Annotated in this window: 20 protein-coding genes; 4 read left to right on the top strand and 16 right to left on the bottom strand. The window is 65.5% G+C overall.

From position 1 onward, the window contains the following. Positions 1 to 48 precede the first annotated feature (48 nt). The gene (locus KHO49_RS16000; protein WP_110596610.1) at positions 49 to 1,359 is read right to left on the bottom strand and encodes an MFS transporter; all 1,311 of its coding nucleotides are present in this window, start codon (positions 1,357 to 1,359) and stop codon (positions 49 to 51) included. 155 nt (positions 1,360 to 1,514) lie between these two features. Here KHO49_RS16000 and KHO49_RS15995 point away from each other — a divergent pair, with 155 nt between their 5' ends. Together KHO49_RS15995 and KHO49_RS15990 are read left to right on the top strand one after the other, a co-directional pair. Continuing rightward, positions 1,515 to 2,645: a sugar diacid recognition domain-containing protein gene (locus KHO49_RS15995; protein WP_110596611.1), complete on the top strand. Its 1,131-nt coding sequence runs from the start codon at positions 1,515 to 1,517 to the stop codon at positions 2,643 to 2,645. A gap of 257 nt (positions 2,646 to 2,902) precedes the next feature. Then, complete coding sequence (locus KHO49_RS15990) at positions 2,903 to 4,045, top strand: glycerate kinase (RefSeq protein WP_213665308.1); 1,143 nt, start codon at positions 2,903 to 2,905, stop codon at positions 4,043 to 4,045. 483 nt (positions 4,046 to 4,528) lie between these two features. Here the strand turns inward: KHO49_RS15990 and hpaI are convergent, their stop codons facing one another. From hpaI to KHO49_RS15950, 8 genes are all read right to left on the bottom strand, one after another. Further along, complete coding sequence (hpaI, locus tag KHO49_RS15985; protein WP_213665307.1) at positions 4,529 to 5,329, bottom strand: 4-hydroxy-2-oxoheptanedioate aldolase; 801 nt, start codon at positions 5,327 to 5,329, stop codon at positions 4,529 to 4,531. Between the two features lie 10 nt (positions 5,330 to 5,339). Further along, positions 5,340 to 6,143, bottom strand: coding sequence for a 2-oxo-hept-4-ene-1,7-dioate hydratase (gene hpaH / locus KHO49_RS15980; RefSeq protein WP_213665306.1), 804 nt, complete (start codon positions 6,141 to 6,143; stop codon positions 5,340 to 5,342). Between the two features lie 2 nt (positions 6,144 to 6,145). Then, entirely contained in the window at positions 6,146 to 7,453 is a 1,308-nt protein-coding gene (locus tag KHO49_RS15975; protein ID WP_213665305.1) for an MFS transporter, read from the bottom strand. 162 nt (positions 7,454 to 7,615) lie between these two features. Next, the gene (locus KHO49_RS15970; protein WP_213665304.1) at positions 7,616 to 8,005 is read right to left on the bottom strand and encodes a tautomerase family protein; all 390 of its coding nucleotides are present in this window, start codon (positions 8,003 to 8,005) and stop codon (positions 7,616 to 7,618) included. Positions 8,006 to 8,140: 135 nt separating this feature from the next. Next, the gene (gene hpaD / locus KHO49_RS15965; protein ID WP_110596615.1) at positions 8,141 to 8,992 is read right to left on the bottom strand and encodes a 3,4-dihydroxyphenylacetate 2,3-dioxygenase; all 852 of its coding nucleotides are present in this window, start codon (positions 8,990 to 8,992) and stop codon (positions 8,141 to 8,143) included. A 54-nt stretch (positions 8,993 to 9,046) separates the two neighbouring features. Next, positions 9,047 to 10,507, bottom strand: a complete 1,461-nt coding sequence (gene hpaE, locus KHO49_RS15960; RefSeq protein WP_213665303.1) for a 5-carboxymethyl-2-hydroxymuconate semialdehyde dehydrogenase — start codon at positions 10,505 to 10,507, stop codon at positions 9,047 to 9,049. Continuing rightward, positions 10,508 to 11,308, bottom strand: a complete 801-nt coding sequence (locus KHO49_RS15955) for a fumarylacetoacetate hydrolase family protein (protein WP_110652638.1) — start codon at positions 11,306 to 11,308, stop codon at positions 10,508 to 10,510. Positions 11,309 to 11,317: 9 nt separating this feature from the next. Next, complete coding sequence (locus KHO49_RS15950) at positions 11,318 to 11,977, bottom strand: fumarylacetoacetate hydrolase family protein (protein WP_102882630.1); 660 nt, start codon at positions 11,975 to 11,977, stop codon at positions 11,318 to 11,320. A gap of 208 nt (positions 11,978 to 12,185) precedes the next feature. On the opposite strand from KHO49_RS15950, the gene hpaA reads away from it, so the two are divergent. Then, on the top strand, positions 12,186 to 13,118 hold the full coding sequence (gene hpaA / locus KHO49_RS15945) for a 4-hydroxyphenylacetate catabolism regulatory protein HpaA (RefSeq protein WP_213665302.1): 933 nt from the start codon (positions 12,186 to 12,188) through the stop codon (positions 13,116 to 13,118). A gap of 8 nt (positions 13,119 to 13,126) precedes the next feature. Here the strand turns inward: hpaA and KHO49_RS15940 are convergent, their stop codons facing one another. Genes KHO49_RS15940 through KHO49_RS15920 form a run of 5 tightly spaced genes read right to left on the bottom strand, consistent with a single transcriptional unit; the run spans position 13,127 to position 19,070 of the window. Continuing rightward, positions 13,127 to 14,788 carry a GMC family oxidoreductase gene (locus KHO49_RS15940; protein ID WP_213665301.1) on the bottom strand — a complete coding sequence of 554 codons (1,662 nt, stop codon included), beginning with the start codon at positions 14,786 to 14,788 and terminating at the stop codon, positions 13,127 to 13,129. Positions 14,789 to 14,823: 35 nt separating this feature from the next. Then, complete coding sequence (locus tag KHO49_RS15935; protein ID WP_213665300.1) at positions 14,824 to 16,125, bottom strand: carbohydrate porin; 1,302 nt, start codon at positions 16,123 to 16,125, stop codon at positions 14,824 to 14,826. A gap of 51 nt (positions 16,126 to 16,176) precedes the next feature. Further along, entirely contained in the window at positions 16,177 to 17,241 is a 1,065-nt protein-coding gene (locus KHO49_RS15930) for a 2,3-butanediol dehydrogenase (protein ID WP_213665299.1), read from the bottom strand. Beyond that, positions 17,238 to 18,503 carry an MFS transporter gene (locus KHO49_RS15925; protein WP_213665298.1) on the bottom strand — a complete coding sequence of 422 codons (1,266 nt, stop codon included), beginning with the start codon at positions 18,501 to 18,503 and terminating at the stop codon, positions 17,238 to 17,240. Before KHO49_RS15925 ends, KHO49_RS15930 begins: the two co-directional genes overlap by 4 nt. Positions 18,504 to 18,536: 33 nt before the next feature. Further along, positions 18,537 to 19,070 carry a 2,4'-dihydroxyacetophenone dioxygenase family protein gene (locus KHO49_RS15920; RefSeq protein WP_110596623.1) on the bottom strand — a complete coding sequence of 178 codons (534 nt, stop codon included), beginning with the start codon at positions 19,068 to 19,070 and terminating at the stop codon, positions 18,537 to 18,539. Between the two features lie 307 nt (positions 19,071 to 19,377). Between KHO49_RS15920 and KHO49_RS15915 the strand changes: the two genes are divergently transcribed. After that, a complete protein-coding gene (locus KHO49_RS15915) occupies positions 19,378 to 20,346 on the top strand; it encodes a helix-turn-helix domain-containing protein (RefSeq protein ID WP_123394264.1) in 969 nt (322 codons plus the stop codon). 22 nt (positions 20,347 to 20,368) lie between these two features. Here the strand turns inward: KHO49_RS15915 and KHO49_RS15910 are convergent, their stop codons facing one another. Together KHO49_RS15910 and KHO49_RS15905 are read right to left on the bottom strand one after the other, a co-directional pair. After that, positions 20,369 to 20,629: a hypothetical protein gene (locus tag KHO49_RS15910; protein ID WP_102882638.1), complete on the bottom strand. Its 261-nt coding sequence runs from the start codon at positions 20,627 to 20,629 to the stop codon at positions 20,369 to 20,371. Between the two features lie 392 nt (positions 20,630 to 21,021). Beyond that, complete coding sequence (locus KHO49_RS15905) at positions 21,022 to 22,143, bottom strand: histone deacetylase-like amidohydrolase (RefSeq protein WP_181430885.1); 1,122 nt, start codon at positions 22,141 to 22,143, stop codon at positions 21,022 to 21,024. Positions 22,144 to 22,161 lie beyond the last annotated feature (18 nt).

The following is a 22,161-nucleotide window of genomic DNA, read 5'->3' as shown; positions in this document are numbered from 1 at the left end:
GAGGCTCGAACGGGCTTTTTTCGTTGTTGGGCGGTGTGTTGCCGGGGCTTAGCGGTTCAGGGTGCGGGTCATGCGCAGCGCCAGCAGGCTACCGCCGACAATCACCCCGGCCAGCAGGTACAGCGCGGCATCGGTGGAGCCGGTGCTGTCCTTGACCCAACCGACCAGGTAGGGGCTGAGGAAGCCGGCCATCTGGCCCATGGAGTTGATCAGCGCCAGGCCACCGGCCGCGGCTCCGGCACTGAGCAGGGCGGTGGGCACCGGCCAGAACATCGGCAGGCCGGTGAGGGCACCCATGGTGGCGAGGGTCAGGCCGAGGATGGCCAGGGCCGGGGTGCTGGCGAAGTTCACCGCGATCAGCAGCCCCACTGCGCCCATCAGCATCGGCACCACAAGGTGCCAGCGGCGCTCCTTGCGCAGGTCCGCAGAACGGCCCACCAGCAGCATGAACACCGCCGCCAGCAGGTAGGGAATCGCACTCAGCCAGCCGATCACCAGATTGTCGGCAAAGCCCAGGTTCTTGATGATCGACGGCAGCCAGAAGTTGATCGCGTAGACCCCGCTCTGGATGCAGAAATAGATCAGGCCGAAGGCCCAGATCGCCGGATTCTTGAACACGGCCGCCAGGGAATCGCTGGCGGTTTTCGGCTGGTTGGCGGCGTCTGCGGCCTGGTCGGCCTCCAGCACCGCGCGTTCAGCCGGCGTCAGCCACTTGGCGTGGGCGAAGCTGTCGCTGAGCAGGAAGAACGCCAGGGCGCCGAGTACCACCGTGGGAATGCCCTGCAGCAGGAACATCCACTGCCAGCCGGCGAGGCCGCCTTGTCCGGCCGCGAAGTGATTGAGAATCCAGCCGGAAAACGGGCTGCCCAACAACCCTGAGACCGGGATCGCCGACATGAACAGGGCCATGATCCGGCCCCGGCGGAAGGTTGGGAACCACTGCGAAAGGTACAGCACCACCCCGGGGAAGAAGCCGGCTTCGGCGGCGCCGGTGAACAGGCGCAAGGTATAGAACTGGGTCGGCGTGGTGACGAACAGCAGGCAGGTGGACAGGGTGCCCCAGGTGATCATCATCAGCGCGATCCAGCGCCGTGGGCCGAACCGGTTCAGCGCCAGGTTGCTCGGTACACCGCACAGCACGTAACCGATAAAGAAGATCCCGGCGCCCAGGCCGTAGACCGTTTCACTGAATTTCAGGGCATCGAGCATCTGCAACTTGGCGAAGCCAACGTTGACCCGGTCGAGGTAGTTAAACAGATAGCAAACGAAGATGAAGGGGATCAGGCGCAGGGTGATGCGCTTGTAGACGGCGTGCTTGTCGTCAGCCTGGGCCAGTGGGGCAGCGGCGCTCTGTGACATGGAGTGTCTCTCTTTATTATGATTTTTTGCGGTGCAAGGGTAACGTTGACCGCCCCGAGAGTCTCAGTCACACCGAGGTCGCTGTCTTTGTGCCGGCGCACAGCGATTGGCCGCCGACCCTGTGCCACTGAACAACGTCCAAGGACCTTCCCTCTATGTTCGAACTCGATCATGACCTGGCGCAGGACATCGTCGATCGCACGATGGCCATCCTGCCCTACAACGTCAACGTCATGGACAGCCAGGGCTTGATCCTGGGCAGCGGCGAGCCGGAGCGCATCAACACCCGCCACGAAGGCGCGCAACTGGTGCTGGCCAACGGCCGGGTGGTGGAGATCGACGAGCCCACCGCGCGCCAGCTCAAGGGGGTGCAGCCGGGGATCAACCTGCCGTTGCTGCACGACCAGCGGCTAATCGGCGTGCTGGGCATCACTGGCGATCCGGCGTTGCTGCGCACCTACGCCGAACTGGTGCGCATGACCGCCGAGATGCTGGTGAGCCAGCGCCACCAACAGGCCGAACAGCAATGGCGGCGCCAGCGTTGTGACGATCTGCTGGCCCTGCTGTTGAGCGACAGCGGCGACTCGCCACGGCTGGTGGATGAAGCCCGGCAGATGGGCCTCAAGCCGCAATTGGCGCGCACCCCTTACCTGTTCGAACTGGCGCCGGAGCAGCCCGTGGGGCAGGGCGTCGAGACCCTTAGCACCTGGCTGATGAGCCGCTACCCGGACAGCTGGTGCGTCAGTTCGTCAAAGACCTCCCTGCTCTGGTGTCGCCCGGCGAACTTCAGCCTGGACAACCCGCGCCTGCTGGAAAAACTCGACGGCCAGGGCTGGAACATCCTGCGGGTTGCCGTGGGCGGGCAGGCTGAGGGGCTGGCCGGTTTGCGCCGTTGCTATCGTCGGGTCGGTGACCTGCTGGCCTACGGCCGCGACCTGCTGCCGGACTCGCGCCTGCTGACCCTCAACCGCTACCGTCTGCCGGTGATGCTCTGGCGCCACCGCAACGACGACGCCCTGGACGAGTTGCTGACACCGTTGCGCAAGGTGCTGGCCAAGGACAGCAACGGCCAGTTGCTGGCGACCTTGCGCAGCTGGTGCGACCACGATGGCCAGAGCCAGGCCTGCGCCGACGCCCTGGGCATTCACCGCAACAGCCTGCGCTACCGCATGGAGCGGATTGCCGAACTCAGCGGCGTCGACCCCTTGCGCCTGGACGGCATGCTGGCCCTGTACCTGGGGGTGCAATTGCTGCCCCCCAACACGGCGCAACACAATCCCCTGTAGCCGCTGCCGAGCCATGGCGAGGCTGCGCAAAGGCCCGCAGGGCCTTGCTTGGCAATCTCCCGTCAAACCTGCATCGCCTTCAAGCCCCTGGCGAGTGCTACGCGCCCATTCGCAGTCTGCGGCAGCGGTTTCAACGCTAGGCGAGGTTGCGCCGTTGTAGCAATGAACAATAAAGCGCCCCCGGACTTGTGCAGCGGACCGGGGCCAGCGCCTGCGCCAAGTGGCAGCATGGCGGCACAAGAACCGGAGAACACCACATGAAGATCATCATCGCCCCCGACTCGTTCAAGGACAGCCTGAGTGCCGAAGGCGTGGCCCAGGCCATTGCCCTGGGGCTGGCCGAGGTCTGGCCCGACGCCGAGCTACGTCAATGCCCGATGGCCGACGGCGGCGAGGGCACGGTGGAGTCGATTCTCGCCGCTTGTGACGGGCAACTGCGCAGCCATCGGGTCCAGGGGCCGCTGGGGGCGACGGTCGAAGCCCGCTGGGGCTGGCTGCCCCAGAGCCACACGGCAATCATCGAAATGGCCGAGGCCAGCGGCCTGCAATTACTGGCGCTGGACCAGCGCGATGCCTGCAACAGCAGCACCTTCGGGACGGGGGAACTGATCCTGGCCGCGCTGGAGGCCGGGGCCCAGCGCATCATCCTGGCCATCGGCGGCAGCGCCACCAACGACGGTGGCGCCGGTGCCCTGCAAGCCCTGGGTCTCAAATTGCTGGATCGCCAGGGCCAGGTACTGCCCCGGGGTGGTCTGGCCTTGGCTGATCTGGCCGGTATTGAGCTCGATGGCATGGACCCGCGTCTGGCCCAGGTACGTTTTGAAATCGCCGCCGACGTCAACAACCCGCTGTGTGGCGAGCACGGTGCCTCGGCGATCTTCGGCCCGCAGAAAGGTGCCTTGCCGCAACAGGTGCAAGCGCTGGACCGGGCCCTGGGGCACTTCGCCGACCTGTGTGCCCAGGTGTTGCCCAAGGACCTGCGTGACGAACCCGGCAGCGGCGCGGCGGGCGGCCTGGGGTTTGCCGCCAAGGCGTTCCTCGGCGCGCAATTTCGCCCGGGGGTGGAAGTGGTGGCGGAGCTGGTGGGCCTGGAGCAGGCCATGCAGGGTGCCGATCTGGTGATTACCGGCGAAGGGCGTTTCGACGCCCAGACCCTGCGCGGCAAGACCCCCTTTGGCGTCGCACGTATTGCCCGGGAGCAGGGCGTTCCGGTGATCGTGATTGCCGGCACCCTGGGCGAGGGTTACCAGCAGATGTACGCCCACGGTGTGGACGCAGCCTTCGCCCTGACCTCAGGTCCCATGAGCCTGGAACAGGCCTGCCGCGAGGCCCCGCGCCTGCTGCGCGAACGCGCCGCCGACATCGCCCGGGTCTGGCGCCTGGCCCGCAACGCCCGCTAGATACTCGCTGGAGCTGGCCAGCGAAGTTCGTTAATTAGGGCCGGTGGTGGGCATATCCGGTGCTGCGGTAATGGCTGCTTAGGGTTTCGCTCTCACGGTGGCGGTTTGGGGTAAATATCCATTTCTGCGGGGGCGGCGGCTGGCGGTTTCGCCCTTACGGCGAGTCACTTTGGGGCCCCAAAGTAACCAAAGGGCTTTGCCCCTCCACTCGGTGCCTCGCCTAGGCTCGGCATGCCCGAACTCCGGCATTGATCCGTGGGCCGCCGCCACCGGCCATCCATGGCCGGGTGGCGGCTAACCTGGCATCCTTGCCGGGTTACCCACGGCTCAATGCCTGCGTTCGGCCATCGTGGTTAACGGGGCGTTCAGATCAAGATCAAGATCAAGATCAAGAGCCAGACGGCGGCCTTGCGGCCGGCCTGAAGCAGGGGGGGAGTCCCAGTGAGCTGGCTGGCCAGCGAAGAGGCTGCCAGCCAGCGTTCGTCAGTAGACGCCGCCTTCGCTCGTGGGGGCGTCCAGGGTCTTGTACTGGCCGACGAGGTTCTGCAGGCCTTTCATCAGTACTGTGGTGTCTACCCCCACGGCCACGAAGTTGGCCCCCAGTTCGATGCAACGCCGGGCCAGACGCTGATCGGCACTGAGAATCCCCGCGGCCTTGCCCGCCTGACGAATTCGCACGATGGCGTCTTCAATCGCGGCCACCACCTCGGGGTGCCCGGGGTTGCCCCGCTGGTCCATGGCCGCCGACAGATCCGCCGGGCCGATAAACACGCCGTCGACTCCGTCCACCGCGAGAATCTCATCCAGGTTGCGCAGGCCTTCGAGGTTCTCGATCTGCACCAGCAGGCACATCTGCTCGTCCGCCTGATCCAGGTAGCCGGCGATGCTGTTCCAGCGCGATGCCCGGGCCAAGGCGCTGCCGACCCCGCGCACCCCCAGCGGCGGATAGTGCATGGCGCGCACCAGCTGACGTGCCTGTTCGGCGCTTTCCACCATGGGAATCAGCAGGGTCTGGGCGCCGATGTCCAGCAATTGCTTGATCAGCGCGGTATCGCCAATGGGCGGGCGGATGATGCCCTGGGCTGCATAGGGCGCGATGGCCTGCAGCTGCGCCAGCAGGCTGCGCAGATCGTTGGGCGCGTGTTCGCCGTCCAGCAACAGCCAGTCGAAACCGGCGTTGGCCGCCAGCTCGGCGCAGTAGCCGTCGGCCAACCCCAGCCACAGGCCGATCTGTGGTTCGCTGTGTTGCAGGCGTTGTTTGAACAGGTTCAGAGGCATGTCCATGGCCGTCTCCTCAGACAAAGCGGCAGGCGATGCTGCCCAACTGATCGTAGTCCACGTGGAAGACATCCCCGGGATGGGCGGCCACCGGGCGCGTGAAGGAGCCGCCGAGAATGATCTGCCCGGCTTCCAGGCCGACGTCGTAGGCCGCGAGCTTGTTGGCCAGCCAGGCCACGCCCTTGGCCGGGTGGTTGAGTACCGCGGCAGAGACCCCGGACTCCTCGATCACGCCATTGCGGTAGAGCACCGCCGGCACCTTGCGCAAGTCCACATCCCCGGGACGCACGGCGCGGCCGCCCATCACCACTCCGGCGTTGGCGGCGTTGTCGGAAATGGTGTCGAACACCTTGCGGGTGGCCTGGGTCTGCGGGTCCACTTGCTGGATGCGCGCGTCGATGATCTCCAGGGCCGGGATCACCCAGTCGGTGGCGTCCAGCACATCGAACAGCGTGCAGTGGGGGCCTTTCAAGGGTTTGCCAAGGATGAACGCCAGCTCCACCTCGACCCGCGGCACGATAAAGCGCTGAAAGGGAATGTCCGTGCCTTCATCGAACAGCATGTCGTCCAGCAAGGCGCCGAAATCCGGCTCGGTGATGTTGGACGATACCTGCATCGCCCGGGACGTCAGGCCGATCTTGTGGCCCACCAGCTTGCGGCCGTCGCGGATCTTCTGCTCCACCCAACTGCGCTGGATGGCGTAGGCATCCTCGATACTGATGTCGGGGTATTGCAGGGACAACTGGCCGATCTGTTCGCGGCTGCGTTCGGCAGCGTTGAGGCGCGCGGCGGCTTCTTGGATATCCGAAGGGCTGAGCATGGTTATTTCTCCCGAGGGTTGACGATATGGGCAGGCACCCGCAGCACCAGCCAGGCGCCCAGGGCGATCAGCAGGGCCAGGGCATAGAGGGCGAGGCTGGCGCTTTGGGTGGCGTCGCGCACCACGCCAATCAGGTAGGGCGCGAGGAAGGCGGCCACACTGCCGAAGGAACTGATCAGGGCAATGCCCGCGGCCTGGGTGCTGCTGGCCAGAAACGCCGGCGGCAACTGCCAGAACATCGGCAGCGCCGCGCTGGCGCCCATGCCCGCCACCAGCAGGCCGAACATCACCAGCCACGGGTCGCCCGGGGCCAGCCCAGTGAGGGTCAGGCCGAGGCTGGACATCAATAGCGGTATCGCCAAATGCCAGCGGCGCTCGCGCAGGCGGTCCGAGGAACGGCCAACGCCGAGCATGAACAGGCAGCCGGCCAGATAGGGCAGGGCACTGAGCATGCCGACGTTGCTGTCCCGGGCGATGCCGGCGTGGTGGATCAGGGTCGGCATCCAGAAGGCGATGGTGTTCACCGCCAGCATCACCGCGAAGTAGATGCACACCAGCAGCCAGACATGGCGGTCGGTGAGGATGTCGCTGAAGCGGTTGATGGACTTGCGCTGTTCTTCCTGTTGCAGGGCCTGCAACAGCTGGGCTTTCTGCGCCGGGGTCAGCCAGTCCACCTGCTCGATGCTTTCCGGCAGGGCCTTGAGCACCAGCAGCCCGAGCAACACCACGGGCAAGCCTTCAATGAGGAACATCCACTGCCAGCCGCGCAGGCCGCCGACGTCGTGGAAGCTTTCCAGAATCCACCCCGACAGGGGCCCGCCAATCACCCCGGCCATGGGCACGGCAATGGCGAACAGCGCGGTCACCTGACCGCGGCGGCTGGCCGGGAACCAGCGGTTGAGCAGCACCAGGATGCCAGGGAAGAACCCCGCCTCGGCGACCCCCAGCAGAAAGCGCAGCACATAGAAGCCCCAGGCGCTGTCCACCAGCATCAGGGCACTGGACAGCAGGCCCCAGACCAGCATCAGCAAGGCAATCCAGCGCCGCGGCCCGACCCGCTCCAGGGCCAGGTTGCTGGGCACCCCGAACAGCGCGTAGGCCACGAAGAACAGCCCGGCGCCGAGGCCGTAGACGCTGTCGCTGAAGCCCAGGTCTTGGGTCATCTGCAACTTGGCGAAGCCGATATTGATGCGGTCCAGGTGGGCGAAGATGTAGCAGACGAACAACAGCGGCATCAGCCGCCAGGTGATCTTGCGATAGCAGTCGTTGACCTCGGCCACAGGAGCCTCGGCGATTGCGGGATGGGACATGGGGAGATCTCGTTATTGTTCTTGTGTGGGTCGGCTTGCCAGCGAAGTCTGCCTCGGGGCTGGCGCCTGGCTTGCGGGCCTGTTCGCTGGCAAGCCAGCTCCTACGGGTGGCATGGGCGTTGTGTAGGAGCCGGCTTGCCGGCGAAAGGGCCGGCACAATGCTCAGGCCTGTCCGCGCAGAAACTCATGCACGTTGTTGTGCTTGAAGTTCAGCTCGGCATCCAGCTCGCTCATCTCGAACGACAGGGCCAGCAAGCGCTGGGCCTGTAGCTCGGCAAAGTGCGCCTTGATGATGTCGAACAGGCCCTCGGCGACCTCGCGGCGGGTCGCCAGGTCCCGTCCGGCGCCCACCTGCAGGCGCATGTGGACAAAGGCGTAGTCGTGCTTGCCGTCGGCCATGCGCCAAGTGTCCAGGCGCACGCCGCGGCTGCGAATGCCCCCAAGGGGGAACACGCCCGTGGCGCCCAGGTAGTCATGAACCTTGCTGAACAGCCCCGGCAGATCGGCGGCCTGTTCGATGTTGTCGGTGTACTCAGCGATGAAATGCGGCACGGGAAGCCTCCTTGGGAGGCAGCGGCAAGCGTCAAGCTGCAAGCCACAAGAGCGGACTCCTGTGACTTGAGGCTGGTGGCTTGGCACTGCTTTCGATTGTGTCTTGCAGCGAGTGGCTGGAACCTGCCGCCGCTTCTAGAAGATGGCGTTGATCTGGCCGGTGCCGGAGCTGCCGAACAGCGGCGTGATGATCTCCGCCGGGCGCTGGTGTTCCGGCCCGCCCAGCAGCCCCAGGAGCATTGCCGTGTCGTGCATGCCGCCCTCGCCGTGGCAGCTGGCGGCGTAGTCCGGGAGCATGGCGCAGAACTCGCGAAAGCGACCTTGCTGCCACAGTTCCACCACCCGCTGGTCCACCTGCTTGTCGAATTCCCGGGTCCAGTTGTGGATGTTGGCTTCGGCTTCGCGGTCGTTGGAGAAACGGTGGGACAGTGAGCCGGACGCCAGCACCAGGACCTTGCGCTCGCTCTTTTCAATCGCCCGGCGCACGGCGGCGCCGAAGGTGAAGCTGTCCTCCAGTTTGTGCCAGGCGCACCAGGCGGCGATGGACACCACCTTGAAATGCTCGGCGGCGGGTACATCCATGTGCATGTAGCGCATGGGCACCAGGGTCCCGTACTCCAGCTCCAGGCTGGGGATGTTGTGGGCCAGGGTGCGCACGTCGGCGGCGTTGGCCTCGGCGGCGATCAGTTCCCCCAGCTCCGGGCAGCCCTGGTAGTCGTAGGTCATGTTCTTGATGAAATGCGGCAGCTCGTTGCTGGTGTAGGTGCCGTTGAAGGCTTCACCACAGTTGATGTGGTAACCGCTGTTGACCAGCCAGTGCACATCGAACACCACCGCGGTGTCGGCTCCCAGCGCCCGGGCGCGGCGAGCAATTTCCTTGTGCCCGGCAATGGCCGCCTCACGGCAGCCGTGGTGCTTGCCCGGCAGTTCGGACAGGTACATCGATGGAACGTGGCAGACCTTGGCGGCCATGACGACTTCGCCCATGGTGCTTCTCCTGAAACATCTTCTTGTTGGCGTGATCCGGGACGGTTGTAAACCTTACACGCCCCAGCGCGGGATGTGATGGCTGCCCATGGAGAGGCAGACGTTCTTGATCTCGGCAAACACTTCGAAGCTGTATTCGCCGCCTTCGCGGCCGGTGCCCGAGCCCTTGACGCCACCAAACGGCTGGCGCAGGTCGCGGACGTTCTGGCTGTTGATGAACACCATGCCGGCCTCGATGCCCCGGGCCAGGCGATGGGCCTTGCCGATGTCCTGGGTCCAGATGTAGGAGGCCAGGCCGTACTCGGTGTCGTTGGCCAATTGCAGGGCCTGGGCCTCGTCCTTGAACGGGATCAGGCACACCACCGGGCCGAAGATCTCTTCCTGGGCGATGCGCATTTTGTTGTCGACGTCGGCGAACACCGTGGGCTGGATGAACTGCCCGCGAGCCAGGTGTGCCGGCAGGTTGGCCGGGCGTTCCAGGCCGCCGGCCAGCAAGGTCGCGCCTTCTTCCAGGCCGATGCGGATGTAGCCGGTGACCTTGTCGTAGTGGGCCTGGGTGATCATCGAGCCGACCTGGGTCTTGGGGTCCTGCGGGTCACCGACGATCAGGCGCTTGGCTCGGGCGGCGAACTCCTTGACGAACTGCGGGTAGACGCTTTCCTGGATGAAGATCCGGCTGCCGGCGGTGCAGCGCTCACCGTTCAGGGAAAAGATGGTGAACAGCGCGGCGTCCAGGGCCCGCTCCAGATCAGCGTCCTCGAAGATCAGCACCGGCGACTTGCCCCCCAGTTCCATGGAGTACTTCTTCAGGCCGGCGGTCTGCATGATCTTCTTGCCGGTGGCGGTGCCGCCGGTGAAGGAGATTGCCCGCACGTCCGGGTGGCGCACCAGGGCGTCGCCGGCGGTGGCGCCGTAGCCCTGGACGATGTTCAGCACCCCGGCGGGAATCCCGGCTTCCAGCGCCAGCCGGCCCAGCTCGTTGGCGGTCAGCGGCGACAGTTCGCTCATCTTCAGCACCGCGGTATTGCCCAGGGCCAGGCAGGGCGCGGTCTTCCAGGTGGCGGTCATGAACGGCACGTTCCATGGCGACACCAGGGCGCACACGCCCACCGGCTGGTACAGGGTGTAGTTGAGCATCTGGTCGTCCACCGGATAGCTGTGGCCATCCATGCGGGTGCAGACCTCGGCGAAGAAATCGAAGTTGTGCGAGGCCCGGGGAATCAGCACGTTGCGGGTCTGGTGGATCGGCAGGCCGGTGTCCAGGGTTTCCAGCTCCGCCAGGTGCGGCACGTTCTCCTCGATCAGCGCACCCAGGCGGCGCATCAACCGGGCACGTTCCTTGGCCGGGGTATTGGCCCATTTCGGGAAAGCATCCTTGGCCGCGGCCACGGCCAGGGCAATTTCCTCGGCGCCACCGCTGGCCACCTCGCCAATGGCTTCACCGGTGGCGGGGTTGTAGTTGGTGAACACTTCACGGCTTTCGACTTCGCGGCCGTTGATCCAGTGCTTGATCATTTATGCGTGCTCCTTGGCCACGGCGGTGGGCTCTGGGTGGGCGTGATGGGCGAAGAATTCGCTTTCGCTGACGATGCGGTTGACCAGCCGGCCGACACCTTCGATTTCCACCACCACCTCATCGCCGGGCACTACATCGCTGAGGCCTTCGGGGGTGCCGGTGGCGATCATGTCCCCCGGTTGCAGGGTCATGAAGCTGGACAGGTATTCGATCAGGTAGGGGATGTCGAAGATCATGTCGGCGGTGCTGCCTTGCTGGCGCAGTTCGCCGTTGACCCAGGTGCGCAGGGTCAGCTTGTTGGGCTCCGGCACTTCGGCGGCGTCGATGATCCACGGGCCGACCGGGGTGGTGGCGTCGCGGTTCTTCACCCGCAGGTTGGGCCGGTAGTAGTTCTCCAGGTAATCGCGGATCGCGTAGTCGTTGCACAGGGTGTAGCCGGCCAGGTAGTCCAGGGCGTCCTCGCGCTTGACGTTGCGCGCAGTCTTGCCGATCACCGCCACCAGCTCGCACTCGTAGTGCATGTAGGCGACGTTGTCCGGGCGCCAGGTCACCTGGTTGTGTCCGGTGTAGGTGCCAGGGGACTTGATGAACACCAAGGGCTCGGTGGGCGGCTTGAAGGCCAGTTCGGCGGCGTGGTCGGCGTAGTTCAGGCCCAGGGCGAACATGGTGCCGGTGGCCGGGGGCAGCCACTGCACCTGATCCTCGGCCAGGGTCCGGCCATCTTCCAGTTGCAGGGTGTTGGGGCCGGTGACCCGAGCGTCGTGGACCTGGCCCTGATAGCGGATGCGCGCGTGTTTCATGTCGGTTCCTTATTCGGCAACGATGCTGTTGGCCAGACGGCCCAGGCCGCTGATCTGTACTTCGACCCGGTCGCCGGGGCGCACATCGACCCGGCCCTCGGGAGTGCCGGTGATCAGCACGTCTCCGGCATGCAGAGTCATGAATTCGCTGATCTCGGCAATCAGCTGGGGGATGTTGCGCACCAGGTTGGCGGTGCTGTTGTGCTGCACCCGCTCGCCGTTGACGAACAGCTCCAGGCTCAGGTCGTGGGGATTGCTGATCTGGGCGGCCGGCACCAGCTGCGGGCCGATGGCGCAGAAGCCGTCGCGGCATTTGGCCTTGACTGCCGGGCGGTAGTAGCTGTCTTCCGGCAGGCTGAACTCGTTGACGATGGTGTAGCCGGCCACATGTTCCAGGGCGTGTTCCAGGCTCACCCGGCTGGCGCGCTTGCCGATCACCACCCCCAGGGCCGGGCCCGGTTGCAGGCGTTCGACGTCCTTGGGGAACACCACGGGCGCTTCATGGGTATTGCGGGTGTTGGGGGTCTTGATGAACAGCACCGGCTTCACCGGAGGCTTCTGGTAGGGCGGCTGGGTGAAGCTTTGCAGATGGCTGTGCAGCAACCCCTGGTAGTTCAGCGCAACGCCGAACAGGGTGCCGCCGGCGTGATCGTTCAGTGCACGGCTCATCGAGCGTCTCCTGGTTCCTGGTGTCGGGGCCCGCAGTGGCGCTTGCCGCTAGCGGGGTGAATTCGTTAATGTATTAACGTTATATTTAATATGTTAATGATCGTCAAGCGCCGGCCTGAACGATTGCGTCTTGCCCTGGCGGGCAAGCCGCGAATCGCGCAGGATGCCAACGCTCTGCGTGCTGAAAAATAAAAAACAGAAGGGTGCCATGAACCCACGTCAACCCATTCCCAACATCAACATCGGCCAGGTCTACGATCAGCGCTACGCCGATGCCCAGGTGCATTACGACAAGCTCAGCAACCTCGCCGGCTTCTTCGGGCGCAACATGCCCGTGCATCGCCACGACCGCTTCTTCCAGGTGCACTACGTGCAAAGCGGCGCGGTGCGGGTCTACCTCGACGACCAGCAATACCTGGAGTCGGGGCCGATGTTCTTCCTCACTCCGCCGACCATTCCCCATGCCTTCGTCACCGAAGCCGACAGCGAGGGCCACGTGCTCACCGTGCGCCAGCAACTGGTGTGGGAGTTGATCGGTGCCGATCCGACGCTGGCCCCCGCGCCCCAGGTGCCGCCGGTGTGTGTGGCGCTGGCGCGCCTGGGGCCGGAGTTTGCCAATGAAGTACAGCGCCTGGAGTCCCTGTTCCAGGCGTTGCAGCAGGAAATCGGCGGGCAGGGGGCTGGGCGCGAGCCGGCCCTGGAAGCCCTGACCCGGTTGCTGATGATCAGCCTGCTCAGGCTTTCGGCCAATTCCCTCAAGGCCCGTCCGGCACGGCATGAAGACTTGCAGATCTTCCATCGCTTCAACGAGCTGATCGAGGCCCGCTACCTGGAGCACTGGCCCCTGGCGCGCTACGCCAGCGCCTTGGGGGTCACCGAAGCGCGGCTCAACGACGTCTGCCGACGCATCGCCGACCTGCCGTCCAAGCGCCTGGTGTACGAACGCCTGATGCAGGAATCCAAGCGCTTGCTGCTGTTCACTGCCAGTTCGGTGAATGAAATCTGCTACCAGCTGGGCTTCAAGGACCCGGCCTATTTCAGCCGGTTTTTCCAGCGCTACGCCAAGACCGCGCCGGGGGAGTACCGGGCACGCCAGGGGCAGACCAACCCGCCTGCGGCCGAGACGCCGAAGCGCCCCTGAGCCCCGGCTTAAGTGCATGTTGCGCCTTGAGGCATGCTGCGCGGTTGCGCTGGTGCCGTACCCAGCAATAGGTCCGCGGCCTTTTCCCCGATCATGATCGCCGCCGCGTTGGTGTTGCCGGTGATCAGGCTCGGCATGATCGAGGCGTCCGCCACCCGCAGCCCCTGGAGGCCGTGGACCCGCAGTTGGTCGTCCACCACTGCCAACTCGTCGTGGCCCATCTTGCAGCTGCCCACCGGGTGGAACACGGTGCCCAGGTGCTGGCGAATCCATTGCTCGATCTGCTCCTGGCTCTGTACCTGCGGGCCGGGCACCAGTTCGCCCTTGAGGCGCTGGGAAAAGGCCCGGGTCGCTGCTAGTTGGCGCACCAGGCGCAAGCCGGCCACCAGCTTGCGCAGGTCCTCCGGGTGGCTGAGGAAGTTGGCCTCGATCAGCGGTTTGTCGTGCGGGTCGGCGGAGTTCAGGCGCACCCGGCCGCGGCTTTGCGGGTGCATCACCGCCACGTGCAGGCTGATGCCATGGCCCACGGGAATCAGGCGCTGGGGCTGGTTCTTCAGGGCCGGGGCGACGATCAGCCCCAGCTCCGGCACCGGGTCCTCGGGCGTAAGGCGCAGAAATGCTCCGGACTCGACGGTGTTGGAGGTCAGCGGTCCCTGGCGCCGGGTCAGGTACTGCCAGGGCGAACGGGCCAGGGGCAGCAGGCCCTTGGGCGAAAGACCGTAGCCCAGTTCGGGGTCGCTGCGGTACATCAGCACGATGTCCTGGTGGTCCTGCAGGTTCAGGCCGACCCCCGGCAACGGGTGGCGCGGCAGGATGCCGTGGGCTTTCAGTTCCTCCGCCGGGCCGATGCCGGAGAGCAGCAGCAACTGCGGCGAGTTGATTGCCCCGGCGCAGAGGATCACCTCCCGACGCGCCTGCAACTGGCGGACCTGGCCGTTGTGGCTGATCTCCACGCCGCTGGCGCGAGTGCCTTGCAGCAGCACCCGGTGGGTCAGGGTGCTGCTCAGCACGGTCAGGTTCGGCCGCTGCAGGATCGGGTGCAGAAAGGCCCGGGCCGCGCTGCAACGCTCGCCGTTGATCTGGGTGAGATGGAAGGGCCCGAAACCTTCCTGTTCCGGGCCGTTGAAGTCCGGGTTGTAGCTCCAGCCCAGCTCCGTGGCCGCCTCATAGAACACCTGATTGACCGGGCTCGGGCTGCGCTGCTCGGCCACGTTGAGCTCGCCGTGCTGGCCATGCCAGGGCGAGTCGCCGGGTTCGAAATGCTCCGAACGCTTGAAATAGGGCAGCAGCTCGTCGTGGCTCCAGCCCTGGTTGCCGGCGGCGGCCCAGCGGTCGAAGTCCTGCCGGTGACCACGGATGTAGATCATGCCGTTGATGGCGCTGGAGCCGCCCCAGACCCGGCCGCGGGGGCAGGGGATGGGCTGGTCGCCGCTGGCGGCCTGGGCGCCGAATTGATGCATCCAGTTCCAGCGCGGGTTGGCGATCAGGCGGATGATCCCCGCCGGGGTGCGCACATAGGCGGCGGGCAGCAAGGTGCGGTCACTGGGCCCGGCCTCGATCAGGCACACCTTGAGCTTGGGGTCGGCGGACAGACGGTTGGCCAGCACGCAACCAGCGGAGCCGGCGCCGACCACGATGTAGTCGAAGGTTTGCGTGGTGTGTTCAGTCATGGGGATACCTCTTTGGGCAGTCACAAAAATCCATCTCACAGCCCCAGCAGCGAGCCGACGTCGAGGGTCACTTGCAGGCCGACGACAAAGCCGTTGCCGCTCAGCTCGCGGGCCTCGGGGTTGTAGAAATTGTCCGGGTTGATCAGGTACTGGACGCTGGGCTCCACCGCCAGTTGCCGGGTCAGGGCGATGTGGGCGTTGGCTTCCAGGGCATAGACATTGCGCTCGCCCTGGCGCGGGTCGCCGCCGTTGGCGGTCCGTGCCTGTTGCTGGAAGCGCAGCTGGTGATCGTTGAGGCGCAGGTAGCTGGCCTTGAGGTTGAGCTTGTCCCGGGGCCGGTCGAAGGGCGCCAGATAGGTCAGCCCGGCTTCGGCGAAGTGGCTGAAGGGCTGCTTGTCATCGGCCGCCGCCGACAGCGAGCCGAACAACAGCAGGGCCTGGGGCGCGCTGCCCGATCCGGCGTCGGCGCGCCACAGCGACTGCTGGAACTTGAAGAAGGCGCCGCCGCTGCCCCATGCCGTGGCCCCGGTCAGCGGGTCCTCCTGCTTGGAGGTGTTGTAGTAGCCGTTGAGCTCGTAGTGGGAGCTGTAGGCGTCGCGGTTCTGGCTGCCGATGCCCAGCAGCAGGCTGGTGCCGCTGGCATCGTCGGTGCTGAGGTCCAGGCCCTTGCGCTCCTTCAGGTAGTCCACCGGGTTGGATTCGAAGGCGCCGCCGTGTACGTACCACTGGGGCGTCAGCTGGTACTTCAGGTAGCCGCCCCAACTGCCGTAGGGCGGCGGCAGGATGCCGGTGGAAGAGTCGATGATCGGGTCATTGCAGGTGATGGTGCTTTCGCAGTTGTAGATGTAGAAATAGCGCCGGGCGTTGGTCCGCCCCAGGCTCAGGTCGACCCGGCCATCGAGCCAGGTCTGCTGGTAGGTCAGCAGGCTCAGCTGGTTGCTGGTGAGGTCGTTGTGGATCGGCGCGCCGCCAAAGTAGCTGCCGGCGGCGCCTTGCCAGTTGCGTGAGGTGGGTACGCCGGTCTGGTGGTCGAGGATGAACAGGGTCTGTTCGAAGTGCAGCGCCGCGCCGTCCAGGCCGGCGAAGGTCCCCAGGTTGATGTCGGCGCCCACGAACAGATCGCCGCTGTTGCCGAAGCTGTGGGGGCGGGGGCCGGTGTCGAGGTTCTTCATGGACAGGCTGAGAAACTGCACGTGGGGCGTAATGCCCTGGTCGGCCAGGTAGTCGCCCAGGCCGGACAACGGCCCGCTACGAGGCGCAGCCGGGGCATCGGCAAGGCAATCAAGGGGCAGCAGCAGGGCTGCCAGCAGCGGGCACAGCGCATAGGAAGCATTCATGTCGGGTACTCGTTTCTTGTTGTTTTTGTCTTGAGTGTTGAAAGCGAGGGGTCAGGCCTCGGCCAGGGCCGGTGTCGGGTTGACCAGCACCTTGATCTGACTCTTGTCGTGCAATAAGACCTCGAAGCCCTGTTCCACCGCCTGCTCCAGGGCTAGGCAGCGGGTCACCACCCGGGACAGGTCCAGGCGTCCGCTGGCCAACAGCTCGATCAGTTCGGGGTACACATGGCGGTAGCCGACGCTGCTGAGCAGGCGCAGTTCGTTGTTCACCAGCTGGAAGGCGTCGAAGTGCACTTCGCCCATCAGGCCCACCATCACGGCCTCACCGCCCTTGCGCAGGCAGTGCAGGGCATGGCTCAGGGTCTGCTGGGTGCCGGCGGCCTCGAAGGCTGTGTCGAGGCCGCCGTCGCTCAGTTGCCGCAGGCGCTCCTGCAACTGTGGGTCGGCGCCGTCCAGGGCGGCGCTGGCGCCGAGTTCCAGGGCCAGCTGCCGGCGCTGCGGGTCCAGGTCCACGGCGTAGATGCGTTCCACGCCCCGCAGCCGGGCCAGCAGGACCAGCAGCAGGCCGATGGGGCCCAGCCCGAACACCACGCAACTGTCGCCGGCCAGCAGGCTGCTCTGGTTCAGGGCGTGGTAGGCCACCGCCGCCGGCTCCAGCACGGCGGCCTGCTTGAAGCTGACGCGCTCCGGCAGCCGGTGCAGCATGTAGGCGGGCACCAGCGCCTGTTCGGCAAAGCCGCCGTCGCCCATCAGGCCGATAAAACCCATGGATTCACAGAGGTTGTACTGGCCCATGCGGCAGTACTGGCATTCGCCGCAGCGATACTCCGGCTCCACGGCCACCCGTTGCCCCAGCAGGCTCGGATCGACGTCGGGGCCCAAGGCCACCACCTGGCCGCAGAACTCATGGCCCAGGGTCAGTGGCGCCCGGCAGCCGGACAGCGGGTGGGCCGCGTGCTGAGGAATCGAGTGCGGCCCATCGGCGTACTCATGCAGGTCACTGCCACAGATACCGCAGTAGGCCACCTGCAGCAGGACTTCCCCAGGGCCGGGCTGGCGCGGTTGCACCTGGCTCAGGCGCAGGTCTCGGGCGGCATGCCAACGCAGTGCGTTCATGGCTGGTTTCCTTGCAGGACAGAGGAGGCGTGCTGGCGCTGTTGACGGGCCAGCACCGCTGGGGCGGTTTCCTTGAGAAACAGCGCCAGTACCGCTGCCAGCAAGGCGCCGCCACAGGACATCCACATGACGATGGACAGGCCGAAGCGGTCGGCGGCGAACCCGGCGATGGTCGGGGCGACGAAGCCGCCCACCAGTTCACCAATGCCCATGATCATGCCCAGGGCCGTGGCCATGACTTCACGGGGCACGGTCTCTGCCGGAATGGTGGCCATGAACAGGGTGAAGCAGCCCAGGCCGGTGTAGGTCAGCAGCATCAGTACGCCGAGCATCCAGGGCGAAGATGCGTAGAGCAGTGCCATGGGGCAGCAGGCGGCGATCAGTGAGAACAGCACCAGGGTCGGGCGTCGGCCGATGCGATCGGAGATCGCCGGCACGCCGAAGCCCCAGAGCACCCAGGCGCCGCCCAGGCAGCTCATCACCGTGCCCATGCTGGCCGGGCTGTAGTCGCGGACCTTGACCAGAAAGGTCGGGGTGAAGGAAATCAGAATGATGAACCAGGTCAGGAACACGCAGCTGATCAGGGTGCAGAGCACGATGTTGCGGCTTTTCAGCAAGGCCAGCCGATGTCCGCCGCCGTTGCTCGGTGCGGTGTTGGTCCGGGGCTCGCTCCGTGGCGGGTCCGGGTGTACATAGCGCCAGATCAGCAGGGCGATCAGCAGGCCGGGAACCAGCGAGATGATGAAGGCGTGGCGCCAGCCATAGGCTTCTGCCAGGGCGATCAGCACCGGTGGTCCGATCACCGCCCCCAGCAGCCCGGCCGCCGAGCCTTGCAGCAGCCCCATGTTCAGGCCCCGGCGCTGGGGCGACGAAGCCTCCACCATCAAGGATTGCGAGAGCGGCAGGATCGGCCCTTCGGCCAGCCCCATGATGGCGCGAAACAGCAGCAGGCTGAGGAAACCGGTGACCAGCCCGGAAAGGGCCGAGCACAGGGAAAACAGGATCACCGCGACAATCAGCAGCGGCTTGCGCATGCCACGGCGGTCCGACCAGGCGCCCACCAGGGCGCCGGACACCGCCCAGGCCAGGGCCAGCACCGACGACAGCATGCCCAGGTGGCTGTTGCTCAATTGCAGTTCGTCGGCCATGAAAGGGAACAGGAAGGACAGCGCCAGACGATCGAAAAAGACGAAGCCGAAGGTCAGGAACAGCACCCCCAGCAAGGTGTTCTCGTAACCGGCCTTGTTGTTTTTATAAGCCATGGTGGTTCTCCGAGGAGGCGTGAGCTACGCCGATCAGCGAAACAGGGTGTCGATATGGGCCGCGCCCAGGCCGATCTTTTCGTAGTGTTCGCGGCACAGGGCGATGTAGGAGTGCACGTCGAAGTAGCCGTCGGGCTCGCCCTGTTCGTCGAGCCAGATCAGCGGGCCCTTGACGATGAAGAACACCCGCATCGGCTGCTCGTGCTCGTAGGCCACCAGGGTGTGACCTTCGCCCGGGGTTTCGTAGACGAAGTCGCCGGCGGTGGCCGTCCATTCGTGCTCCAGGTAGCCCCACTTGCCGGACAGGGTGTAGGCGAAGACTTCGTGGGGGTGGTAGTGGCGGTTGACCAGCCCGGCGCTGCGGGCCATGAGGATGTCGCACCAGCGGTTCTCGCTGGGGGAAATCCACAGCGGTCGCGAAGACACGGTTTCGGTGAAGGGCACGTACAGGCTCAGGTCGTCGCTGGCGGCATTCGGCAGGTAGACCTCGGGCTTGGCGTCGGGTTTGAAACAGTGGGCGATGGGCTGCAGGTCTTTCCAGAACTCACGGGTGGCGGCTTCAGGCATGGTCGACCTCGATTGTTGTTATAGGGGGCGTCATGGGGATGACTGAGGCGACTTTAGGCCCACGGCTGGACGCCGGTTTGATTGAATCGGACCGATTTGTTGTCTGTTTCGGACGGGGATTTTTCCTACCGAAAATAGCGAGGTGACGAGGCGGTTCCGGCGAACGGCTCTCACTGCGTTTCAAGTTGACAGGCTATATAGTTCAGATGTTAATGAATGGCCGCAGCCCGCAGATCATGCGGCCCCAGGTGCCCGGACACGACCTTGCCGTCCGGGGAATATCCAGCCGCCCATGAGAAGAACAACAATGTCTCCATGCGCCTTGCTCGAAACCCGGCACGCCAGCACCCAGGCGGTCGACCCGGATCACCGCCTGAGCTTCTGGGAGGACTACAACGCCAGCACCCTGGTGGGGCTCAAGTGCAACTCCTACGCCGACGACGGTTTCACCGCCCGCCAGGACAACCTGCAGTTGGGTGCCATGCGCCTGGCGCGCATCGTGGGCAATGAACACGTGGTGGAACGCGACACGTCGATGATTCGTGGTGTACCCAAGGATTCGATCTTCGTGTCCCTGGTCACCGGCAGCGGTTCGTTCTTCTATCAGGACGGCGCCTGCCAGGTGCTGGAACCGGGGGAGCTGGTGGTCTACCGCACCGACAAGCCTTACCTGTTCGGCTTCTGCGGGGCGATGCGCCAGTTCATTTTCGACATTCCCCAGGAGCAGTTTGCCGAGCGCTGCCTGAAGCGTTTCGACCGGACGCTGAAGATCAGCGTGCACAGCGGAGTCCAGCGCTTGCTGTTGCGCACCCTTGGCGAGCGCACCCGGACGTTTTTCCAGCAGCCGCTGTGTGGCGAGGCCGAGGCCTACCAGGAGCAGGCCTTCGAACTGCTGGCCAGCATCATCGCCGGGCAGATTGGAGAACGGCCCATCAATGCCCTGAGTGCTTCCTACCTGCTGGCGGCCAAACAGTGCATCCATGAACAGTTGGGGGACCCGTCCCTGAGCTGCGAACGGGTCGCGGCCCAGACCGGCATTTCCACCCGGCACCTGGCCCGGCTGTTCGCCATGGAGAATACCGTGCCCAGCCGCTTCATCCTGGAAAAACGCCTGCAGCAGGCCCGCCAGCTGCTTTGCAGCAGCCAGGGGGCAAGTCTGGACATCAGTGAAATCGCCTACCGTCATGGCTTTGTCAGCCAGGCGCATTTTGCCCGGGCGTTCAAGGCCCGTTATCAGCAGACACCCAGTGAGGCCCGGGCCCTGGAGCTGTTATAGCCAGGGCATTGCCCGCGGTGCTTCAGTCCGCCGGTTCCGTCGGCGGCGTGCTCCCGGCGGCCCCGTGCCCGGGTGGCGCAGCCTGTTCGGAACCGCGACGCAGTGCGGCCAGGCCGCAGCTGTGCAACAGATCGTCCAGCGGTTCCCTGGCGGTATCGGCTACGGTGGTTTCCCTTGGGCCAGGGGGAGGTTCGTGAAGTTGTGCCGCTTGCTGCAACAGGCGGGCGCGTGCCCTCTGCCAGAAGTAGATCTCGTCGAGGTATTGCTTGGTCTTGCGGTCCATGGACATCTCCTTTGTCTCAGCGGATAGGCAAGCCCCCGATCAGTGGGAAATCCCGGCAACCGGGGATAGCGGGCAAGCAGACGGACAGGCCCCGGCGCACGACACACCCGATCCCGAAGGCAAAGGCGCGTTGCTACGGCACGCGAGAGTTCTTCCTGGGGTGAATGGCGAAAAAAACGGACCCGTGGGTCAGGTTATTGAGGAGAGAATAGAAAATCTTTGGCCATCGTCAGGGCGAATGTGTCGCAGGGCTGCGCGAGGCAGCAGGTAGAGGAGCGGGGCCGCGGCTCTTGGCGTGGCGCAATAACGCGTGCGAGAGGTGATAAGGCAGGCAGTGGCTGATGTCCGGCGTCAGGCCGCTAAACATCAGCCCTGGGAGGGCGCCGGGCCGGTCAGCGAGCGGCGGTTGCTATGGCCACGGCCTGACGGTCCAGCAACTGGCGCTGAAAGGCCGCGAAGTCCTGCTTGGGCTGCTGCTGGCGCACGAACTCCAGCATCGGGTCCTGGACCGCGGTACGGATGCCCGACAGTGCCTCCAGGGTCGCCAGCCCGCAAAAAGGCACATAGGCCTCGGAGTAGCCGCCTTCGTGCACCAGCACCAGGCGTCCCCGGCACAGGCGTTCGGCCGCGTCGCGCAGGCATTGGGTCATCTCGCGGAAGGAGTCGCTGTGCAGCAGCATTCGCGCCAATGGGTCCACGGCGTTGGCGTCATAGCCGCAGGCGACGATGATCAGCTCGGGTTCGAAGCGTTCCAGGGCCGGCACCACGATGCGCTGCATGGCGTACAGGTAGGCATCATGGCCACCACCGGGCAGCAGCGGGACGTTGATGTTGCAGCCCAGGCCAGCGCCGCGGCCATGGTCTTGCTCACCGCCGTAACCCGGTGGAAAGCAGCCGTCCTGGTGCAGGGACAGGGTCAACACGTCGGCCCGCTCTTCGTAGATCGACTGGGTGCCGTTGCCGTGGTGCACGTCCCAGTCGATGACCGCTACCTTGCCCAGGCCATGGCGGACCTTGGCGGCCTCGATGGCAATGGCGATGTTGGCCAGGAAGCAGAAGCCCATGGCCTGGTCGCGGGTGCAGTGGTGTCCCGGTGGACGGGACAGCGAGTAGGCGTTGTCGGCTTCACCGCTGAGCACGGCGTCCACGGCGGCCAGGGCCAGCCCGGCGGACAGCTTGGCGATTTCATAGCTGCCGGGTCCCACAGGCGCCTCGTCGCCCAGTTGACCACCGCCGGCATCGCTCAAGGCCTTGAAACGTTGCAGGTAGGCGGCACTGTGGACCCGTAGCAGATCGTCCTCGGTGGCCGCAGGGGCACTGCGCAGATGCAACTGTCGGGTCAGGCCGGAGACATCCATCAGGCTTTTCAGCCGGCGCTTGGTTTCCGGTGATTCAGCATGCCCCGCGGCAGACGGCGGCTGGACCCAGCCGCCTACCGGGAGCGTCAGGACGTGGGGGCTGCCGCTGTGCCACAGGCAGCGTTCATCGAAGAAAAAAGCCGTTCTACAGGTCATGGTGATATCCATTTTTCA

Origin of the sequence: Pseudomonas sp. RC4D1 (assembly GCF_018390395.1) — a bacterium.
GTDB lineage: Bacteria > Pseudomonadota > Gammaproteobacteria > Pseudomonadales > Pseudomonadaceae > Aquipseudomonas > Aquipseudomonas danubii.
The sequence above is the reverse complement of the archived record's forward strand: the minus strand, read 5'-3'. Positions and strand labels throughout refer to the sequence as shown.